This is a genomic window from Anoxybacillus sp. ST70, from assembly GCF_019553625.1.
In the GTDB taxonomy this organism is placed as follows: domain Bacteria; phylum Bacillota; class Bacilli; order Bacillales; family Anoxybacillaceae; genus Anoxybacillus; species Anoxybacillus gonensis.
Map to the genome: position 1 here is coordinate 19,018 of NZ_JAHZOF010000006.1, position 16,402 is coordinate 35,419.

Genomic DNA, 16,402 nt, shown 5'->3' on the forward strand with positions numbered 1-16,402 from the left:
GTATTATATTAAATAATACAGTTGTTGTAAATAGTTTCTAAAAAAATTAAAAAGCCGCCCAAAAGGCAGCTTTTTAATTATGGCTGTGTCCATCGTTGTTCATATTTCCATCTTGATGACCATCTTGTTGCATATTGTCGCCATGACCGTGACCTTGTCCATCATTTTTATTTTGCATCATTTGTTTCTTTTTCATATAACGCTCATGAGCAACTTGATCAACATCTTCCCAAGATACAATCGTTGCATTCGGTTGTTCACTTACAAACTGTTCAGCATCTTCTTTCTTCGCAAAAAACGCATATCCATAGTTCATTGGTGTCTTAATGTCAGCTTTCACCACTGTCGCGTTTTGTAATTCAATCCATTCTAATGTGTTGTAATCGCGTACATATTTCTTTGCAGCTTCACCGTGATCGCGCTCATAGTTAAATAAACATCCGATGTCATCAAAAAACAAGACGTCACCGTTTTCTGTCGCAGATTTCGCTGTAAATTTGCCGAGTTCATGTTCTTTTGGATATACTTTCATGTTACAAAACACACATACAGTGTTTTCATCAGGTTCAGCCATTGCTGCTTTCGCAAATACATCTTCTTCATTTGACTGTTCCTTGTTTTGTTCTGTTTGTTTTTCCTCTGCTTGTTTTGTTTCTTCTTTCTTTTCCTCCGCTTGATTGTTGTTACATCCTGCTAGAGCGAAGAAAAGTGCAGCGATTAACAGTACGATCCATTTTTTCATTACTAACGATCCCCCTCATTTTCATTCAATCCGTAAGCTAGTATAGTACATAATTGTGAAATTTATTTGAGAAGGTTGTGTAGAAAATGAAAAAAAGCGGCATTACACCGCTTTTTCTGTAAAATAATGCTTATAATATCCCCCAACTTTTCCACGGTTATCAATAATAAAATAAAAATCATCCGTTTCATTTTTCACTTCATACTCTTTTCCAGGTGTTAATACGTTATGTACAATGTATTTTTCAGCATTTGTATGGTTGCACACAACCGTTTTTATCGTTGGTCTTTCATGCCAGTTTAAATGAATCATCATTGATTCCTCCTTCAAGATCCTTTATATTTATTTAAAAATTTAGCAAGTTCATGTAGCGCTTGTAATACCGCAAAATGTTTATCGTTTCCGCTCGCTTGCGCTGTCGCCACATCTTTAAACTTAGCATGCGCTTCGTATGATCCATTTTTTTTATATACATCTACTCGCACAGGTCCTCTTGGATGCGGAACGATAAAAAACTCTATTTGCTTCATTTATTCTCCCCACCTTTAGTGACAATCATTTATTTAATTTAATAATAGTAAAAAATAAATCAGTTTAAAAGCATTGTTTTACGCAAAGGAAGAAAATTTACAAATTACATGTTTAGTCTAGTCGGCGGATCATGTATCCAGATTCGATCAATACACGCTGAATTTGATCAATATGCTCGCTATTTTTTGTTTCAAGGGAAAATCGAATTTCTGCTTGCCCTGGAAGAACATTTGTGCCCATTCGTTGATGATCAATGGACATGACGTTCGCTTCTAAATCTGCGATAATTCGCAACAATTTATTTAACTGCCCTGGTTTGTCAGAAATGACTGTCGAAAATGTGACGAATCGTCCTGATTCAACGAGCCCTCGTTCAATAATTCTTGAAATGAGTGTGACATCGACATTTCCACCACTTAAAATGGCTACAACATTTTTTCCTTCAAGTGGGATTTTTTTATACAATAAGGCTGCTAGTGAGCAAGCCGCAGACCCTTCAACAAGCAATTTATTTCGCTCGAGCAAATATAACATCGTCCGTGAAATATCTGTTTCTTCTACGCAAACAATATCATCAACATATTTTTGTATGTATGAAAAAGTTAAATCTCCAATTCGTTTCACAGCAATGCCGTCCGCAATCGTATTGGATGGCGTAATGACAATCGGTTGATTATGTTGTTTAGCTGCTGTTGTGCTCGCGCAAGCAGCAGATTCCACGCCGTATACACGAATAGCTGGATTTTTTTGTTTCATCGCAATCGCTATACCAGCTAGCAATCCCCCACCTCCAACCGGGCAAATCACTGCGTCAATATCGTCTAGTTGTTCAAATAATTCTAGCCCGATTGTTCCTTGTCCAGCAATGACAGCTGGATCGTCAAAAGGATGAACAAACGTCGCTCCTGTTTTTTGTTGGAGGTTTCTGGCGTATTCTAACGACTCATCAAACACATCCCCATATAAAATCACATTTGCGCCGTAACTTTGTGTCGCTTGAATTTTACTTAATGGTGCCCCTTTAGGCATGACAATTGTGCATGGAATACCGATCATTCTACTTGAATAAGCTACCCCTTGTGCATGATTACCGGCTGAAGCAGCGATAACTCCCCGGCTTTTTTCTTCATCACTTAACAACATAATTTTGTTGTAAGATCCGCGTACTTTAAATGAACCTGTTTTCTGTAAATTTTCTAACTTCATGTATACACGATTATTCGATAAACGACTAAATGTTTGTGAAAATTCAAGGGGGGTTTTATGAACGACCGCTTTCATTCGTTGTTGAGCTTCTTGAATATGTTGTAGCGTAATCAATGGTTTTCATCCTCCTTTGTGTCCTTTTTATTATATTTGATTTGAAGAGGTGCAAGCAATTGTCTCTTGTTTCTTTCTCTTTTTTGTTTTACATTGATTATTTAGAACATAGTTTTATTATAAAAATGAACCCAAAAAAAATGCTATGCGCATAGCATAGCTTATTTTACAAACCGGCTGATTTTTGAAGGCGCTTAGCAATTTCAAGAAAGTCCTCGTATGAAATGCCGGGGGCAAATGTTTCCTCCACTGCTTCTAAATCTGGAATCGGTGCACCTGATGGCGTCCCTTGAATGACCTCGAGTTGTCCTCCATCAAGCGGATGTGTTCCTTTCCAAATTTGTTTAACATCTTGAAAATCATGTTCGCTAAACGTATATAGTCTTCTATGCCACCCTTGCGCCTCGTACTTTTTTGCCGCATCAAATTTATCGTTACTTAAATTCGGAATCGGCAACATTTTTGTGACATCCACCCCTGTAACAATTTGAAGTGCTTTGGCATAAGCGATGACGTGCACACCTCCTCGGACAAGTAAATAGCCGATCATTTCTCGTGCGACTGGATGATCGGTCATCTCATATACTCTCATTTTATGTGTACGTGCTCCACACTCTAAAAAGAAATTGTGCAATAAATCTAACACTAAATTTCCACTATTGAACACGTAGTCACCTGACCACGATTTTCCCATCGAATCTCCAGGCAATGCTGTTTGTGCCGTTGCAATAAAATGATACGTATTTCGTTGATCTACCCCGTTTTGCATGGGTGTAATATCAGGAGCGCCTTCATGTGTGGTTCCTGTTAAGCATAAGTTTATAGCTGTTGTAACGAGCTCGACATGACCTAATTCTTCTGCGGTAATACTTGCAACTAAATCGTAAAAAGGCTTCAATTTTTTCTTTTCCCGAAAATTGAATGACTGAAACAAGTAATTGTTTAACGTTGACATTTCTCCAAATTTTCCACCGAGTAACTCTTGAACGGCCGCTGCTGCATTAGCGTCTGCATACGTAGATTTTGGCAACTCAATTTGAAGCTTGTTTATTCTTGTAAACATTGAGTCCCCTCCTTTTTTTATTTCGGCATAATCCAAACGATTTGCTGAATGCGGACAAAAAAGAGGGTGTCGTTACTTTTTAATACAATATGATCAGGCTTCACATCTTGAATAATGCCTTGCACATTTCCGCGCACCGTTTCAATGATGACTTCTTTTCCTCTAATCGTTTGCAAGGTTTGATAAACATAAGGATCGATGAAAGACATAAACTGAGGTGTCATTTTCCTTCCTCCTTCTCGTTTATTCTTTCCCATCTTATTCTCATATCTTGTTGTTTATCACATTTTTCATTTAGAACATAGTTTTATAAAATTTTATTTACATACTAGCCGAGCCGTTCATTTTGCGTTAAACTTCAACATAGGAATAGTGAAATAAGGAGTTAGAAGGATGGAAAGTCATGAACAACTAAAGCAAAAAATAAATGAGCTTGAAGAAGAAATACGCTTATATAAACGCTTTGTGGAACACATTTCTTTTCCGTTTTCATACGTTGATTACGAACTTGGAAAAATAATAAAAAAAGAAAGAAATATTCCTTCCCCAACGGTTGAAACAATAGAGAAGGAAAAAAACAAAACATCTATTTTGCAATGGAATATTGATTTGCAAAAAGACTATCCATTTGAACAAGTGGAACAGTTTTTATCACCTATTTTTGATCTTGTTTCTCACCATATCGTTTTCGTGGATGCTGAAGGAAAAATTACATTATGTAATTTACAGGCAGCAAACGATGTCGGGGTAAATCGCGATGAAATGATCGGTAAACATATTCGCGAATTGTTAAACATTCCTGATGAACAAATTATGACGTTAAAAACGTTGCGGACAAAGCAACCTCTTTACAATTGTGAAGTGCTCGATCGATATTATGGCATCATTAATACGCGCATTTTATATAACGAAGATGGGTCAATTAAACGCGTAATTAGTATGTTTCAATCGCTAAATCAAATAAAAGAAGCAGAAAAACTGGCGATCGCCGGCCGGATTGCGGCAGGGATTGCCCACGAAATTCGAAATCCTTTAACGACAGTACGAGGATATTTACAGTTTTTAAAAGAACAACTGCCTAAACATATCGTTACTCTCATTGATCAACTTCTCATCCCAGAACTTGATCGAGCAAATGATATTATTACAGATTTTTTAAACGTTGCAAAACCAAGTGAAGTAAAAGCAGAATGGATTGGAATAAACGAATTTATTCGACATGATTTAGATCTTTTGTTACGAAGTGAAGCGCTTCTTCATAACGTAGAGCTTTCGTATCATTTAGATGAAAAACTACAACGATACGTTGTTAACATTGACAAAAATCAACTATTGCAAGTGTTTATTAACTTATTTCGCAATGCGATTGAAGCAAAAACGGAAAAATCGTTACGGGTAGACATTGAAACGAAATTGCACAATAATCTCGTTCAAATTTATGTGCGCGATAATGGGCCTGGTATCCCTTCTACCATTATTCATCACGTTTTCGATCCGTTTTTTTCGACAAAGCCGACGGGAACAGGTCTTGGTTTATCTTTGTCACGAAAAATTATTGAATTGCATAAAGGCTCGATGCGTGTTCAAAGCGAATTCGGGAATGGTTCATGTTTTATAATTGAATTACCCGCTTATTTAAAAAAATGAGGCTGCTTGATTGCAGCCTCATTTTTACGCCTCTTTTTTCCATTCTGTTTGTTTTTCTTTCCAACATTGCACTTGATGATCTACACCAATATTCCGTGCATAAAATACCGGATTTTTTCCTTGTTTTCGTTGCGTAATATAGTCTTGTAATGCCGCGAAAGCGACTCGACCAAGTAAGAAAATCGAAACTAAGTTCACGATAACCATAAACGCCATAAATAAATCCGCTAAGTCCCAAACAATTTGGATGCTCGATACAGAGCCCCAAATGACCATCGCTAATACCGCAAGTCGATATACGAGCAATGATGCTTTGCTTGAGCGAATAAATTCAATATTTGTTTCGCCGTAATAATAGTTTCCGATAATTGAACTATATGCAAATAAAAATACACTGACTGCAACAAATCCTTTTGCCCATTCACCAATATGCGTACTCAATGCCGTTTGTGTTAAAGTAATTCCATCAAGCCCTTCTTTCATATAATCGCCTGATAGTAAAATCATAAATGCTGTCGCACTACAAACAACTAACGTATCAACAAATACACCTAATGTTTGAATGAGACCTTGTTTTACTGGATGGGAAACTTCTGCTGTCGCTGCCGCGTTCGGGGCACTACCCATTCCAGCTTCATTCGAGAATAATCCGCGCTTAATTCCCATCATGATGGCCGCGCCAAATCCTCCACCAACTGCTTGTTCAATACCAAATGCATTTTTAAAAATTAGAGAAAATACTGCTGGCAACTCCGTCATGTTCGTTAAAACAACATAAAACGCAATCAATAAATACAAACTCGCCATCACTGGAACGATAATAGATGATGCCTTCGCTACACGATGCACACCACCAAAAATGATAAAGGCAGTTAAAATAGTAAGTACAATACCGATCACTGTACGGTCCATTTGGAACGCATGCTCAAATGCAAATGTAATCGTATTCGCTTGAACAGAGTTAAATACAAGACCGAATGAGAACGTAATTAAAATAGCAAACAGTATACCGAGCCAACGTTTTTTCAATCCTTGCTCAATATAATATGCCGGACCGCCACGATAACCGTTTCCATCTTTCACTTTATAAATTTGGGCAAGTGTGCTTTCCACAAAACTTGATGCCCCACCAATTAAAGCGATCAGCCACATCCAAAATACCGCACCAGGTCCGCCAACGGAAATCGCTAACGCAACACCTGCTAAGTTACCTGTTCCGACACGAGATGCTGTGCTCATAAAAAACGCTTGGAGCGACGAAATCGCACCTGTTTTTTCTGGTGCCTCTGTAATGACTCGAAACATTTCACCAAAATAACGAAATTGAACAAATTTTGTACGGAATGTAAAATACAATCCGACGACAATTAAAAGAGCGATAAGAACATACGACCATAATATGTTGTTTAAAAATGATACGACCGTTTGTAATAATTGCATGCTCGTCACCTCACCTGATGTTTATAATAAAAAAACGACTTTTTTAATGTAACAAAACTTAACATGAAAAGCAAGAGGATTATCCATGAATATATGAAAATGATATGTTATAATATCGTTTGTTTACATTTTTCATATGTTATTTGGAGGAACAGATGAAAGAAACATATACGGTAAAAGAAAAAATAAAGCAGTTTTTACATATATTATTTCCTATTTTTCTTACACAAATCAGTTTATATATGATGAACTTTTTTGATGTGACGATGACGGGGAAATATAGCGCAGTTGATTTAGCTGGTGTAGCGATTGGCTCAAACATTTGGATCGCTACATTTACAGGAATCGGAGGTATATTAACCGGTCTAACCCCTATTGTTGCTCAAGCTTTCGGGGCGAAAGACCACGAGCGTATTTCTCGAACCGTTGAACAAGCAATATACTTAGCGATCGTCTTTGCTTTCTTTGTGTTTACGCTCATTTATTTTTTCGTTCCTATTTTATTGGAAAACATGCCGATCGAACATAATGTTCAAATCGTTGCTTATCAATATTTACAAGCATTATGTATTGGTATCGTCCCGATTTTTATTTATCATGTTCTTCGTTCATTTATCGATGCACTTGGTCGAACGAATGTAACAATGATGTTAACGCTATGCTCGTTGCCATTAAACATTTTATTGAATGATATATTTATTTTCGGACGATGGGGTATACCTGCATTCGGTGGAGTAGGAGCAGGATACGCCACAAGCATAACGTATTGGTGCTTATTGCTATGTGCATTTTTACTCGTTCGCTTTCGTAAACCTTTCGCAACATACAATATACTAAAAAAGCTTCATCCGATATCATTTTCTATTTGGAAACAATTATTTTTCATCGGTACACCGATTGGATTAGCTATCTTTTTCGAAACGAGCATTTTCTCGGCTGTTACCTTGTTGATGAGTCAATTTGGAACAGCCACGATTGCAGCTCATCAAGCAGCGCTCAACTTCGGTTCCCTTTTATATATGATTCCATTAAGCGTTTCCCTTACTTTAACCATTATTGTTGGTTTTGAAGTAGGAGCGAAGCGGTTCGAGCACGCGAAGCGTTACTGTATCATCGGTATTTCTTCTGCTGTGATGATGGCTATTGTTGCCTCTATCGTCCTATTGCTGTTTCGAGAAGCGATTGCTTCCCTATATACGAATGATGCACTTGTTTTACAATGGACGAAGCGTTTTTTGTTATACGTTCTATTTTTCCAATTCTCTGATGCCGTTGCAGCACCTATTCAAGGGGCATTACGTGGATACAAAGACGTTCGCTTCCCATTTTTTATTGCACTCGTATCGTATTGGTTAATTGGTTTACCGGTTGGATACGTATTCACTCACTATACAGCCGCTGGGCCGTTTGGGTATTGGCTCGGCCTTATTGCTGGTTTAGCTTCCGGCGCCATATTATTATTTATACGATTAATCCAAAAATGGAAACATGCATAAAAGCAAGAGGGGGATTCCCTCTTGCTCTTTAGCACCAAGCTGCACCGACGATAATTAACAAAATAAATAATACGACGATAAGCACAAATGTTTTCCCGTATCCTGGATAACCGTAACCATATCCATAGCCATAGCCATATCCGTACATCACGTATTTCCCCCTCTATTGTTGATTAATAACCCCAGCCACCAATATAAGCACTGCCAACAATAATTAGCAAAATAAACAATACAACAATTAACGCAAAGCCACTACCATGATGATGTCCTCCACTCATCTTTTGACACCTCCTTCTTGTACTAACAACCTATTCAACCGCTAAGTAAAACGTTATCGTTTTAAAAAAAAATGGGTGAAAAAAACGCCTGTTCACGAGACAGGCGCTACATGTTCAACGATTTTTCTTTTCGCTTCTCCCATGTACTAGAAAGTGAAAATAAAAGCAAAGCCGTCCAAATACAACTAAATGCATACATGTGTGCATTTGTAAACGGCTCGTGAAACAAAAACACACCGAGCAACAAACTTAATGTTGGAGAGATGTATTGTAAAAAACCTAAAAGAGTTAATGATATATGCTGTGCCCCTTTCGAAAAATATAAGAGAGGCAAGGCAGTCGCTGGTCCAGCACCAACAAGCAACAACATCGTCATCAATGAAAAAGAAGGTCCTGACCATTCGCTAAACGAATGAACAATCCATGCTAGTGCAAAAGGAGTAACAAGCATCGTCTCTACTGTTAAACCGATTGTTGCATCAACTTTAATCACTTTTTTCACAAGACTATACAACGCGAAGCTGCAAGCAAGCGACAGCGCGATCCATGGAAATTTACCGTATTCAATCGTCATGAGCACAACACCAAAAGCAGCTAAAATAAACGAGACAACTTGCCATTTGTACAGACGCTCTTTTAACACAATCACACCTAATAAAACATTTAATAGCGGATTCATATAATAGCCTAGACTTGCTTCAACCATATGATCGTGATTAACAGCCCATATGTAAATAAACCAATTCATACTAATAAGCACCGCAGCCGTAACGAAAGCGGCTGCTCGCTTTTTTTCTCTCCACAACCATTGACACGTATGCAAAAACGTAGACCAGCTTTTTTGAATAAACAACAACACAATCATAAATAAAAAAGAAGCGACAATCCGATAAGATAAAATCTCTTCTGCCCCGATATGTTGAAGTAATTTCCAATATAAAGGTAATATTCCCCATAGTACGTAAGCAGATAGGGCGTAAACAACTCCAATTGTTCTATTTTCCATTTTATAACTCCTCTCTCATCTCAGTCCCCACGAAAAACATACTCTTGTTCATACGGCTCAATATGAATGTGGGCGTAGACAACTCCATACTTTTGTTCGAGCAAACGCTCAACTTGATCTGCAATGTCATGACTTGTTACAACATTCAAATACGGGGCAACAGAAATCGTAACATCTATGACAACTTCATTACCGTACATTCTTCCTTTAATATCTACTACTTGCTTCACACCGTCAATACGCTCAATTTCCTGTTTATATTGCTTTAACATTTCGTCATCAAACCCATCCGTCAACGTATGGGATGCTTCTTTAAAAATATCCCATGCTGTTTTGCAAATCATAAATCCAATAACAAAAGCGGTAACAGGATCAAGCCAACGCATATGTAGCTGAGCACCAATGACCCCAACAACTGTTCCTACACTAACGAGCACATCGGATAAATGGTCTTTCGCAGCAGCAGCAAGTGCTTGACTATTTGTAGCTATCGCTAAGCGGTTGTTAAACATATATACAAAAAACATAAATACAGCTGAAGTACCTGCTGTCCATACCGCTATCCAATCTGGTTTGACATACTCCCCTTCCTTCAACGTTTGCACAGCATTTATCAATACATCCACTCCGATCGACATCATAATAAACGCTGCGATTAAAGATGAAATATGTTCCGCGCGTGAATGACCGTATGGATGGTTGTCATCGCGTGGTTTTTTTGCAATAAGCAATCCAATTAAAATAGCGGTAGAGGCAAGAATATCTGTGAAGTTATTCCATCCATCGGCTTTTAATGCCTCTGAATTTGACATATATCCGACGTATAACTTTCCAAAAGATAAAACGATATAAGAGCCGATGCTCACCCACGCCCCAAATTCAGGTTTCATCTTTGTCATCTGTTCCACCAACTTCTTCGTCATTTTTTGCGTTATCATTGTACCAAGCGTATATCGTGTGGGTCTATAGCAACAAAATTGGTTCATTGAAGAACAGTAGGAAACATGCAATAACATTGCCTTAGACCAAATTTATTGTTGACGAACGATTCATACATATGATAGATTGTTTAGTGTTTCATCACTCTACCAATTTATCAAACTAAAGTATTTTGGAGGTCACAATTATGAACGCTGTTGTCATCTCAGTACTCGTCATGCTGATTCTTAGTTTATTGCGTATGAATGTCGTGTTTTCGTTATTGATCGCGTCATTAGTAGGAGGACTCATTGGAAATCTCAGTCTTTCTAAAACCGTTGAAGTGTTTTCAGAAGGATTAGGAAACAGCGCGGAAGTCGCTTTAAGTTATGCGTTGTTAGGTGGATTTGCGATTGCCATTTCGAAAACTGGCTTACCAAACGCCATTGTTCATATGATTATAAAAATGGTCGGAAAACAAGGGGAGTCAAAAAGAAAGCAATATTCCAAAGCACTTGTTCTTCTCGTCATCTTATTCATGTCATGTTTTTCACAAAACTTAATTCCAATCCATATTGCGTTTATTCCTATTTTGATTCCGCCACTTTTGCACATCTTAAATGAGTTGCATGTGGATCGTCGGTTAGTCGCATCAATCACTACGTTCGGTTTAATTACTCCATATATGTGGTTACCGACTGGATTTGGGGCTATTTTTCATGACATTGTACAATCAAACATGGCTCAAGGCGGGTTGGTTGTTGCAAAATCAGATATTCCAAAAGCGATGTTTTTCCCTTCGCTTGGAATGATTGTTGGTTTACTGCTTGCTTTTTTTACGTATCGAAAACCGCGCACATATAAACAAATACAACTAGAAAGCGAAGAATCTCAATCGTTTCAAAAACGCGGAGTATGGTTTGCGATCGTCGCTGTCATTACTGCTTTAACCGTTCAACTTGTTCTTGACTCTATGATTTTTGGGGCGTTTGCAGGAATAGTTGTCATCTACTTAAGCGGATGTATTCGTTTAACAGAAGGCGATCGTTTATTGACAGAAGGCATGCGCATGATGGCGTTTATTGGGTTTGTCATGTTAAGTGCTTCAGGGTTTGCGAATGTATTAAAACAAACGGGACATATTGAGAAACTGGTTGAACAAGCAGCTTCCCTTATTGGCCATAACACAGCGCTAGGCGCATTGCTTATGTTAATTGTCGGACTGCTTGTCACGATGGGAATTGGTTCTTCGTTTTCTACTGTTCCAATTATCGCAACCATTTTCGTTCCACTTTGCATAAAGCTTGGACTTAGCCCAATGGCAACCATTGCGATTATTGGCGCTGCTGGTGCACTTGGTGATGCAGGATCACCTGCCTCAGACAGCACACTCGGTCCAACATCGGGTTTAAACGTGGATGGTCAGCATCATCACATTTGGGATACATGCGTCCCAACGTTTATTCATTACAACATTCCGGTCATTATTTTCGCATGGATCGCAGCCATGATTTTATAAAAAGGAGCTACTTTTCACTGTAGCTCCTTTTTTGTCGAAATTTCATCGCACATTCCGACACTTTTTTTAAAAAAGATATGTTAATGTATTGTAAAGTATATTTCAGTTTTGTAAACACGAAGGAGGATGGAAATGATGCTTTCGCAATTCATCGGTCAAACAGAGGCAGCGATCCTTCGCTTCTCCATCTCACTATTGACAGAAATCGAATTAAAAATTAAGAAAAAACAAATTATTTCACAACATCAAGCAATGAAGTATGCCAAACGTCAAATCGAATTATTTGTTAAACAGTTGCATTTACGACAAGCGCTAACCGCTGTATACCAATCGGAATTATACATTTACGTATCTAAAAAGTTAGCGCATGTATTTGAACAATATTGCGTACTCAAGTGTGTATAAGTCATATTTTCTTTACGATTTGAAAATATTCTTCTAACGTTATTTGTTTCTCATAAATGACTTTGGCCACTTTTTTCCCAACATAGCGTAAATGCCAAGGTTCATATTGATATTCTGTAATATGTTCCTTTCCTTTTGGATAGCGGATAATGAAGCCAAATTCATGCGCATGCTGGGCTACCCATTTCCCCTCTTTTGTGTCGCCAAATGCAGGCGTAATCGCATATTGAACACTCGGGCTTGTAATGTCCATTGCTAACCCCGTTTGATGTTCGCTTTTTCCCGGCATCGCAACGGCAACAACCGCTTTTTCTTTCCCTAATCGTTGAACTTCAGATGTAAATAATTGTTGTTGCCTCTCATATGAACGATAGCCTGACACAGCATATAATATCACTTGTTGTTTTTTCGCTGCTGTAAACATTTCTTCCAACGCCTTGGCAGCTTCTGCCCGCATGTGACGTTTTTCAACATCCGTTTCTTTAAACGTAAACGGAACATTTGGAATGACTAAGTCAGCCGGCTTGTAGTCAGCCGGTAACTGTTGTTCTTTATTTACTAAGGCAAGTACGTTATCTGGATTCATAATCACTTTTACCCCGTTTTGCACTTCAATTTGATTCCAAAAACGTTCTTCAAGTACAAGCTCCTCTTGTTCCTGTTGTTCGGAAGGGGGTGTCGGTGTCTCAGAAGATGGTGCCGGCTGCTCAACTTGGACAGGAGGCTTAGACGGTTTTTGTTCTTGCTCAAGTGATCCAAAGGATTGACAGCCACTCATGATGATCAAAAAACAACATAACCATTTTTTCATCTTTTTCTCCCTCACAATAGAAGAAAGCTCCGCGGGGAATGAGCCGCAGGAGCTTTTTCATTTATTGACGAATGGCTGTTTCAAGCGCCACTTCGATCATTTCGTTAAATGTCGTTTGGCGCTCTTCAGCTGTTGTTTCTTCCCCTGTTAAAATATGATCGCTTACCGTTAAGACGGACAAAGCTTTTCTGCCAAATTTAGCGGCTAACGTATAAAGCGCTGTTGTTTCCATCTCTACCGCCAGTACACCGTACCGTGCTAGCTTTTCAAATTGTGCATTTTCATTATAAAACATGTCAGCTGTAAATACACTACCAACTTTTAATTGCAATCCTTTTTCTTTTCCAATTTCATATGCTGTTTTCAGCAAGTCAAAGTTGGCCGTTGGAGCGTAATCAATTCCTCCGAACGTCATACGATTCATTTGGGAATCGGTTGACGATGCCATCGCTAAAATGACGTCACGAACGTTTACGTCTTTTTGAATAGCCCCACACGTTCCGACACGAATTAATGTTTGAACGTTATAGCTTTGCATCAGTTCTGTAATATAAATAGAGATAGATGGCACACCCATACCTGTTCCTTGAACGGAAATACGATGGCCTTTATATGTACCCGTGAACCCAAGCATACCGCGAACTTGATTATAACAAGTAGCTCCCTCTAAAAACGTTTCTGCAATGTACTTTGCGCGAAGCGGATCTCCAGGAAGTAAAATTTTATCCGCAATTTCATGTTCTTTTGCACCAATATGAACACTCATATGTATCCTCCTTTAGCCTTTATCGCTACATATATACTATATCACACTCCTATGTTTCGCTAAAGCATTGTTTTTCATGTATAAAAAAAAGAGGGAAATTCCCTCGTGTTTATGACGATATTTTTCGAAAATACTTCGGTTTTACATACAAAACTTTTTTATCTTCACTCACGATATATTTTTTCTTCGCTTGCTCATAATGTTCATATATTAAATAGCAAACAACGTAAATCGGCAACATTGCTTCTAAAGACGCTAAATATATAAGATAAAATGGATGTGCGTTCGTTTCAAACATTCCGCTGAACACATAGTAAGCGCTTGCAATAACGACGTTAGTGATACTAATATTTGCGAAATGAAGGAAGAAAATTTTCTTTCTCCGCCCAATCAACCGCTCTAATTCAAACTTAATAAACAAAGAACAAAAAATAGCAATAAGTCCGACAATCGAAGAAATCATAAATGCAAACATCGCTTTTCCCACCCCGTATGTATATTTTTTATGTTCTTGTCGATGTTAATGGATGTAACTACATGTAAAGGAGGGTTACGATTGGGAAAAAAACATCGCAACCGTATCAATAGTCCGAAAAAAAACAATCATGTTCCAAAAGATACGTTAATTGCTGAAGCTGAAGCACACGATAAAGAGTATAGTGCCGAGAAACGAAAAAAATAATCCCCTTGTGCACAAGGGGAATTTTTTATCATACTCTAACCTTGTGCTAATTGTCTATATACAATATAGCACAATTTTGTGAACATTTAAAGACATTTTTTAACGCACATGCATACGGTGAATACGTTCCCATCCATCCGAGCTTAAACGATAAAAAAATTGACCGTATATTCCTTCATCAATAAGCAATATATCACCTGTACTCACATATCGCGCACGATAATCTTTCGGTACTAAATCTGGAACATTAAACATTCGATAAACTTCAGCTAATACGTCATCGTGATCTTCTCCACTCACCGTCAGCCGATATACTTGACGATATCCTTTCGTTTGGCCAAATTGCGGAGTTTGAAATAACGTTACATCATAGCTTTGTATTGATTTTAATATTTTCCCCATAAGCATGCGAATCACTAACATCCACCCCTCTTTTTTCTTTACGTATGTATTAGCGATTCGCTTTGTCGATTCCTTTTGCATTTTTTTACTATTTTTGTCGAATATATAAAATCATACAATTTGCATAAAAAAAGATTGGGAGTCCCCAATCCTTTAAGCATATCGTCGAATGAGTGCAGCAAGATCCGTTTGTAACGTTTGAATATGTTGCTCATGAATAGTAACACGAACAAAAGTTTCATCTAAATCAAGCACTTCTGCAAACAAACCAGCTAGCCCACGCGCTCGTCGGTCCACTTGAATAAGTAATTCACATTCTTGTGGTGTATGTGGGAAAAAAATCATTTCTACTTCATCAAGTTTCCCACGAAATTCGCCACTCGTTGGAACAAACTCAAACTCTTGAACAAAAGGGAGGTTTTTCCGAACATAATAAGCCGCTTCTTTGCATTCTGCTTCTTTTAATCGGAATCCTAAGTTTTCCATCGCTCGAAATACTTCGTTCATCATCCGATTAGGTTGAACACGAATGTAATCTTCATCTGTCGGATCGACAGCATTTTTAATATCAAGTCCTGTGTGTAACCACACTCTTGTTTTTCCTACTGTAATTGGTGTGTCAAGCGGAAGGGAAAAAGAAAACGGAAATTCTTTCTTTTCTCCAGCACGAATAACGAATGATTGGGCAATTTTCCACTTTTCAATAATGGCTTGCTTCGTTACTTTGCGATCATCTACTTCTTTTGTATATGTAGCACAAAGAGACAAGTATATATCATCAATCTCTTGATCTACATTTCCTCCTGTAACTTCTACAACTCCTGTAATCCGTTCACCAAGTGATAGTTGTGATTCATGCAACTTCGTATCCACCTTAGCAGAACCAATTCCAATACTTGCTAATACTTTATTAAATAGCCCCATAAAACAGCCTCCTTTATTTTTCATTCTATACGTTATACGAACGAAACGAAAAAATGTTTCAAATAAAAAACGACGGAACAACCGTCGCTTTATTCATCAATCATCTCTTCATCAATAATACATTTTTCAATCAAGTAATCAAACATAATATCTGCCATTTCTTCAATTTCACGCTCTGTTGGGACAAAGCCTCGCCGAACAAGTTCATTGTAAAAGAACTCCGCAATTTCTTCCGTATCAATGACTACTTCAATTTCTTTCACAATATCGCCCCCTTTGTATTATGTTATGAAAAAGTTATTCATTTATGTCATCCGTTTTTTTATGTATATTTGCCACTATGTACACATACGTTGAAAGTAAAAAGAAACGGAGGACAAGCTTATGGACGAACAAATTGATCAATGGATGGAAACGATCACGAATGGACTCTTTTATGGCGTGCTCTTTTT

General features: G+C 37.9%; 22 protein-coding genes. 5 read left to right on the plus strand and 17 right to left on the minus strand.

Annotation, left to right across the window (positions count from 1 at the left end; all coding sequences use genetic code 11):
* Nucleotides 1-73 precede the first annotated feature (73 nt).
* From K1I43_RS09290 to K1I43_RS09315, 6 genes are all read right to left on the minus strand, one after another.
* Nucleotides 74-742, minus strand: a complete 669-nt coding sequence (locus tag K1I43_RS09290) for a nitrous oxide reductase accessory protein NosL (protein ID WP_019417685.1) — start codon at nucleotides 740-742, stop codon at nucleotides 74-76.
* A 102-nt stretch (nucleotides 743-844) separates the two neighbouring features.
* Nucleotides 845-1,054 (minus strand): DUF6501 family protein, encoded by a 210-nt coding sequence (locus K1I43_RS09295; RefSeq protein ID WP_006318546.1) that lies wholly within the window; start codon nucleotides 1,052-1,054, stop codon nucleotides 845-847.
* A gap of 14 nt (nucleotides 1,055-1,068) precedes the next feature.
* A complete protein-coding gene (locus K1I43_RS09300; protein WP_009361263.1) occupies nucleotides 1,069-1,272 on the minus strand; it encodes a hypothetical protein in 204 nt (67 codons plus the stop codon).
* A gap of 112 nt (nucleotides 1,273-1,384) precedes the next feature.
* Nucleotides 1,385-2,593 (minus strand): threonine ammonia-lyase, encoded by a 1,209-nt coding sequence (ilvA, locus tag K1I43_RS09305; RefSeq protein WP_019417686.1) that lies wholly within the window; start codon nucleotides 2,591-2,593, stop codon nucleotides 1,385-1,387.
* 166 nt (nucleotides 2,594-2,759) lie between these two features.
* Nucleotides 2,760-3,656: a manganese catalase family protein gene (locus K1I43_RS09310; RefSeq protein ID WP_026011673.1), complete on the minus strand. Its 897-nt coding sequence runs from the start codon at nucleotides 3,654-3,656 to the stop codon at nucleotides 2,760-2,762.
* A gap of 17 nt (nucleotides 3,657-3,673) precedes the next feature.
* Nucleotides 3,674-3,880 carry a YuzF family protein gene (locus tag K1I43_RS09315; RefSeq protein ID WP_009361266.1) on the minus strand — a complete coding sequence of 69 codons (207 nt, stop codon included), beginning with the start codon at nucleotides 3,878-3,880 and terminating at the stop codon, nucleotides 3,674-3,676.
* 169 nt (nucleotides 3,881-4,049) lie between these two features.
* Here K1I43_RS09315 and K1I43_RS09320 point away from each other — a divergent pair, with 169 nt between their 5' ends.
* On the plus strand, nucleotides 4,050-5,303 hold the full coding sequence (locus K1I43_RS09320) for a two-component system sensor histidine kinase NtrB (RefSeq protein WP_019417688.1): 1,254 nt from the start codon (nucleotides 4,050-4,052) through the stop codon (nucleotides 5,301-5,303).
* 24 nt (nucleotides 5,304-5,327) lie between these two features.
* On the opposite strand, the gene K1I43_RS09325 is transcribed toward K1I43_RS09320, so the two are convergent.
* The gene (locus tag K1I43_RS09325) at nucleotides 5,328-6,743 is read right to left on the minus strand and encodes an alanine/glycine:cation symporter family protein (protein ID WP_026011674.1); all 1,416 of its coding nucleotides are present in this window, start codon (nucleotides 6,741-6,743) and stop codon (nucleotides 5,328-5,330) included.
* Nucleotides 6,744-6,898: 155 nt separating this feature from the next.
* Between K1I43_RS09325 and K1I43_RS09330 the strand changes: the two genes are divergently transcribed.
* Nucleotides 6,899-8,239: an MATE family efflux transporter gene (locus tag K1I43_RS09330; protein WP_019417690.1), complete on the plus strand. Its 1,341-nt coding sequence runs from the start codon at nucleotides 6,899-6,901 to the stop codon at nucleotides 8,237-8,239.
* A gap of 28 nt (nucleotides 8,240-8,267) precedes the next feature.
* Here K1I43_RS09330 and K1I43_RS09335 read toward each other — a convergent pair whose 3' ends face one another.
* The 4 genes from K1I43_RS09335 to K1I43_RS09350 all read right to left on the minus strand — a co-directional run bounded on the left by K1I43_RS09335 (nucleotide 8,268) and on the right by K1I43_RS09350 (nucleotide 10,422).
* On the minus strand, nucleotides 8,268-8,387 hold the full coding sequence (locus tag K1I43_RS09335) for a YjcZ family sporulation protein (protein WP_019417691.1): 120 nt from the start codon (nucleotides 8,385-8,387) through the stop codon (nucleotides 8,268-8,270).
* 25 nt (nucleotides 8,388-8,412) lie between these two features.
* Nucleotides 8,413-8,517 (minus strand): YjcZ family sporulation protein, encoded by a 105-nt coding sequence (locus K1I43_RS09340; protein WP_009361270.1) that lies wholly within the window; start codon nucleotides 8,515-8,517, stop codon nucleotides 8,413-8,415.
* A 106-nt stretch (nucleotides 8,518-8,623) separates the two neighbouring features.
* A complete protein-coding gene (gene rarD / locus K1I43_RS09345; RefSeq protein WP_019417692.1) occupies nucleotides 8,624-9,523 on the minus strand; it encodes an EamA family transporter RarD in 900 nt (299 codons plus the stop codon).
* Nucleotides 9,524-9,543: 20 nt separating this feature from the next.
* Nucleotides 9,544-10,422: a cation diffusion facilitator family transporter gene (locus tag K1I43_RS09350; protein ID WP_019417693.1), complete on the minus strand. Its 879-nt coding sequence runs from the start codon at nucleotides 10,420-10,422 to the stop codon at nucleotides 9,544-9,546.
* Between the two features lie 227 nt (nucleotides 10,423-10,649).
* Here K1I43_RS09350 and K1I43_RS09355 point away from each other — a divergent pair, with 227 nt between their 5' ends.
* Together K1I43_RS09355 and K1I43_RS09360 are read left to right on the plus strand one after the other, a co-directional pair.
* Nucleotides 10,650-11,960, plus strand: coding sequence for a Na+/H+ antiporter family protein (locus K1I43_RS09355; protein ID WP_026011676.1), 1,311 nt, complete (start codon nucleotides 10,650-10,652; stop codon nucleotides 11,958-11,960).
* Between the two features lie 132 nt (nucleotides 11,961-12,092).
* On the plus strand, nucleotides 12,093-12,365 hold the full coding sequence (locus K1I43_RS09360) for a hypothetical protein (RefSeq protein WP_019417695.1): 273 nt from the start codon (nucleotides 12,093-12,095) through the stop codon (nucleotides 12,363-12,365).
* 1 nt (nucleotide 12,366) lies between these two features.
* Here the strand turns inward: K1I43_RS09360 and K1I43_RS09365 are convergent, their stop codons facing one another.
* The 3 genes from K1I43_RS09365 to K1I43_RS09375 form a co-directional block, all read right to left on the minus strand.
* Nucleotides 12,367-13,176 carry a M15 family metallopeptidase gene (locus K1I43_RS09365; protein ID WP_136260194.1) on the minus strand — a complete coding sequence of 270 codons (810 nt, stop codon included), beginning with the start codon at nucleotides 13,174-13,176 and terminating at the stop codon, nucleotides 12,367-12,369.
* A 61-nt stretch (nucleotides 13,177-13,237) separates the two neighbouring features.
* Nucleotides 13,238-13,942: a purine-nucleoside phosphorylase gene (gene deoD / locus K1I43_RS09370; RefSeq protein WP_009361276.1), complete on the minus strand. Its 705-nt coding sequence runs from the start codon at nucleotides 13,940-13,942 to the stop codon at nucleotides 13,238-13,240.
* A gap of 109 nt (nucleotides 13,943-14,051) precedes the next feature.
* Nucleotides 14,052-14,417 carry a hypothetical protein gene (locus K1I43_RS09375; protein ID WP_009361277.1) on the minus strand — a complete coding sequence of 122 codons (366 nt, stop codon included), beginning with the start codon at nucleotides 14,415-14,417 and terminating at the stop codon, nucleotides 14,052-14,054.
* 81 nt (nucleotides 14,418-14,498) lie between these two features.
* Here K1I43_RS09375 and K1I43_RS15690 point away from each other — a divergent pair, with 81 nt between their 5' ends.
* Nucleotides 14,499-14,624, plus strand: coding sequence for a hypothetical protein (locus K1I43_RS15690; protein ID WP_019417697.1), 126 nt, complete (start codon nucleotides 14,499-14,501; stop codon nucleotides 14,622-14,624).
* Nucleotides 14,625-14,723: 99 nt separating this feature from the next.
* Here K1I43_RS15690 and K1I43_RS09380 read toward each other — a convergent pair whose 3' ends face one another.
* The 3 genes from K1I43_RS09380 to K1I43_RS09390 form a co-directional block, all read right to left on the minus strand.
* Nucleotides 14,724-15,047 (minus strand): YodL domain-containing protein, encoded by a 324-nt coding sequence (locus tag K1I43_RS09380; RefSeq protein WP_168707717.1) that lies wholly within the window; start codon nucleotides 15,045-15,047, stop codon nucleotides 14,724-14,726.
* 132 nt (nucleotides 15,048-15,179) lie between these two features.
* Complete coding sequence (locus K1I43_RS09385; protein ID WP_136260196.1) at nucleotides 15,180-15,950, minus strand: sporulation protein; 771 nt, start codon at nucleotides 15,948-15,950, stop codon at nucleotides 15,180-15,182.
* An 89-nt stretch (nucleotides 15,951-16,039) separates the two neighbouring features.
* Complete coding sequence (locus tag K1I43_RS09390; protein WP_009361280.1) at nucleotides 16,040-16,213, minus strand: YozD family protein; 174 nt, start codon at nucleotides 16,211-16,213, stop codon at nucleotides 16,040-16,042.
* Nucleotides 16,214-16,402 lie beyond the last annotated feature (189 nt).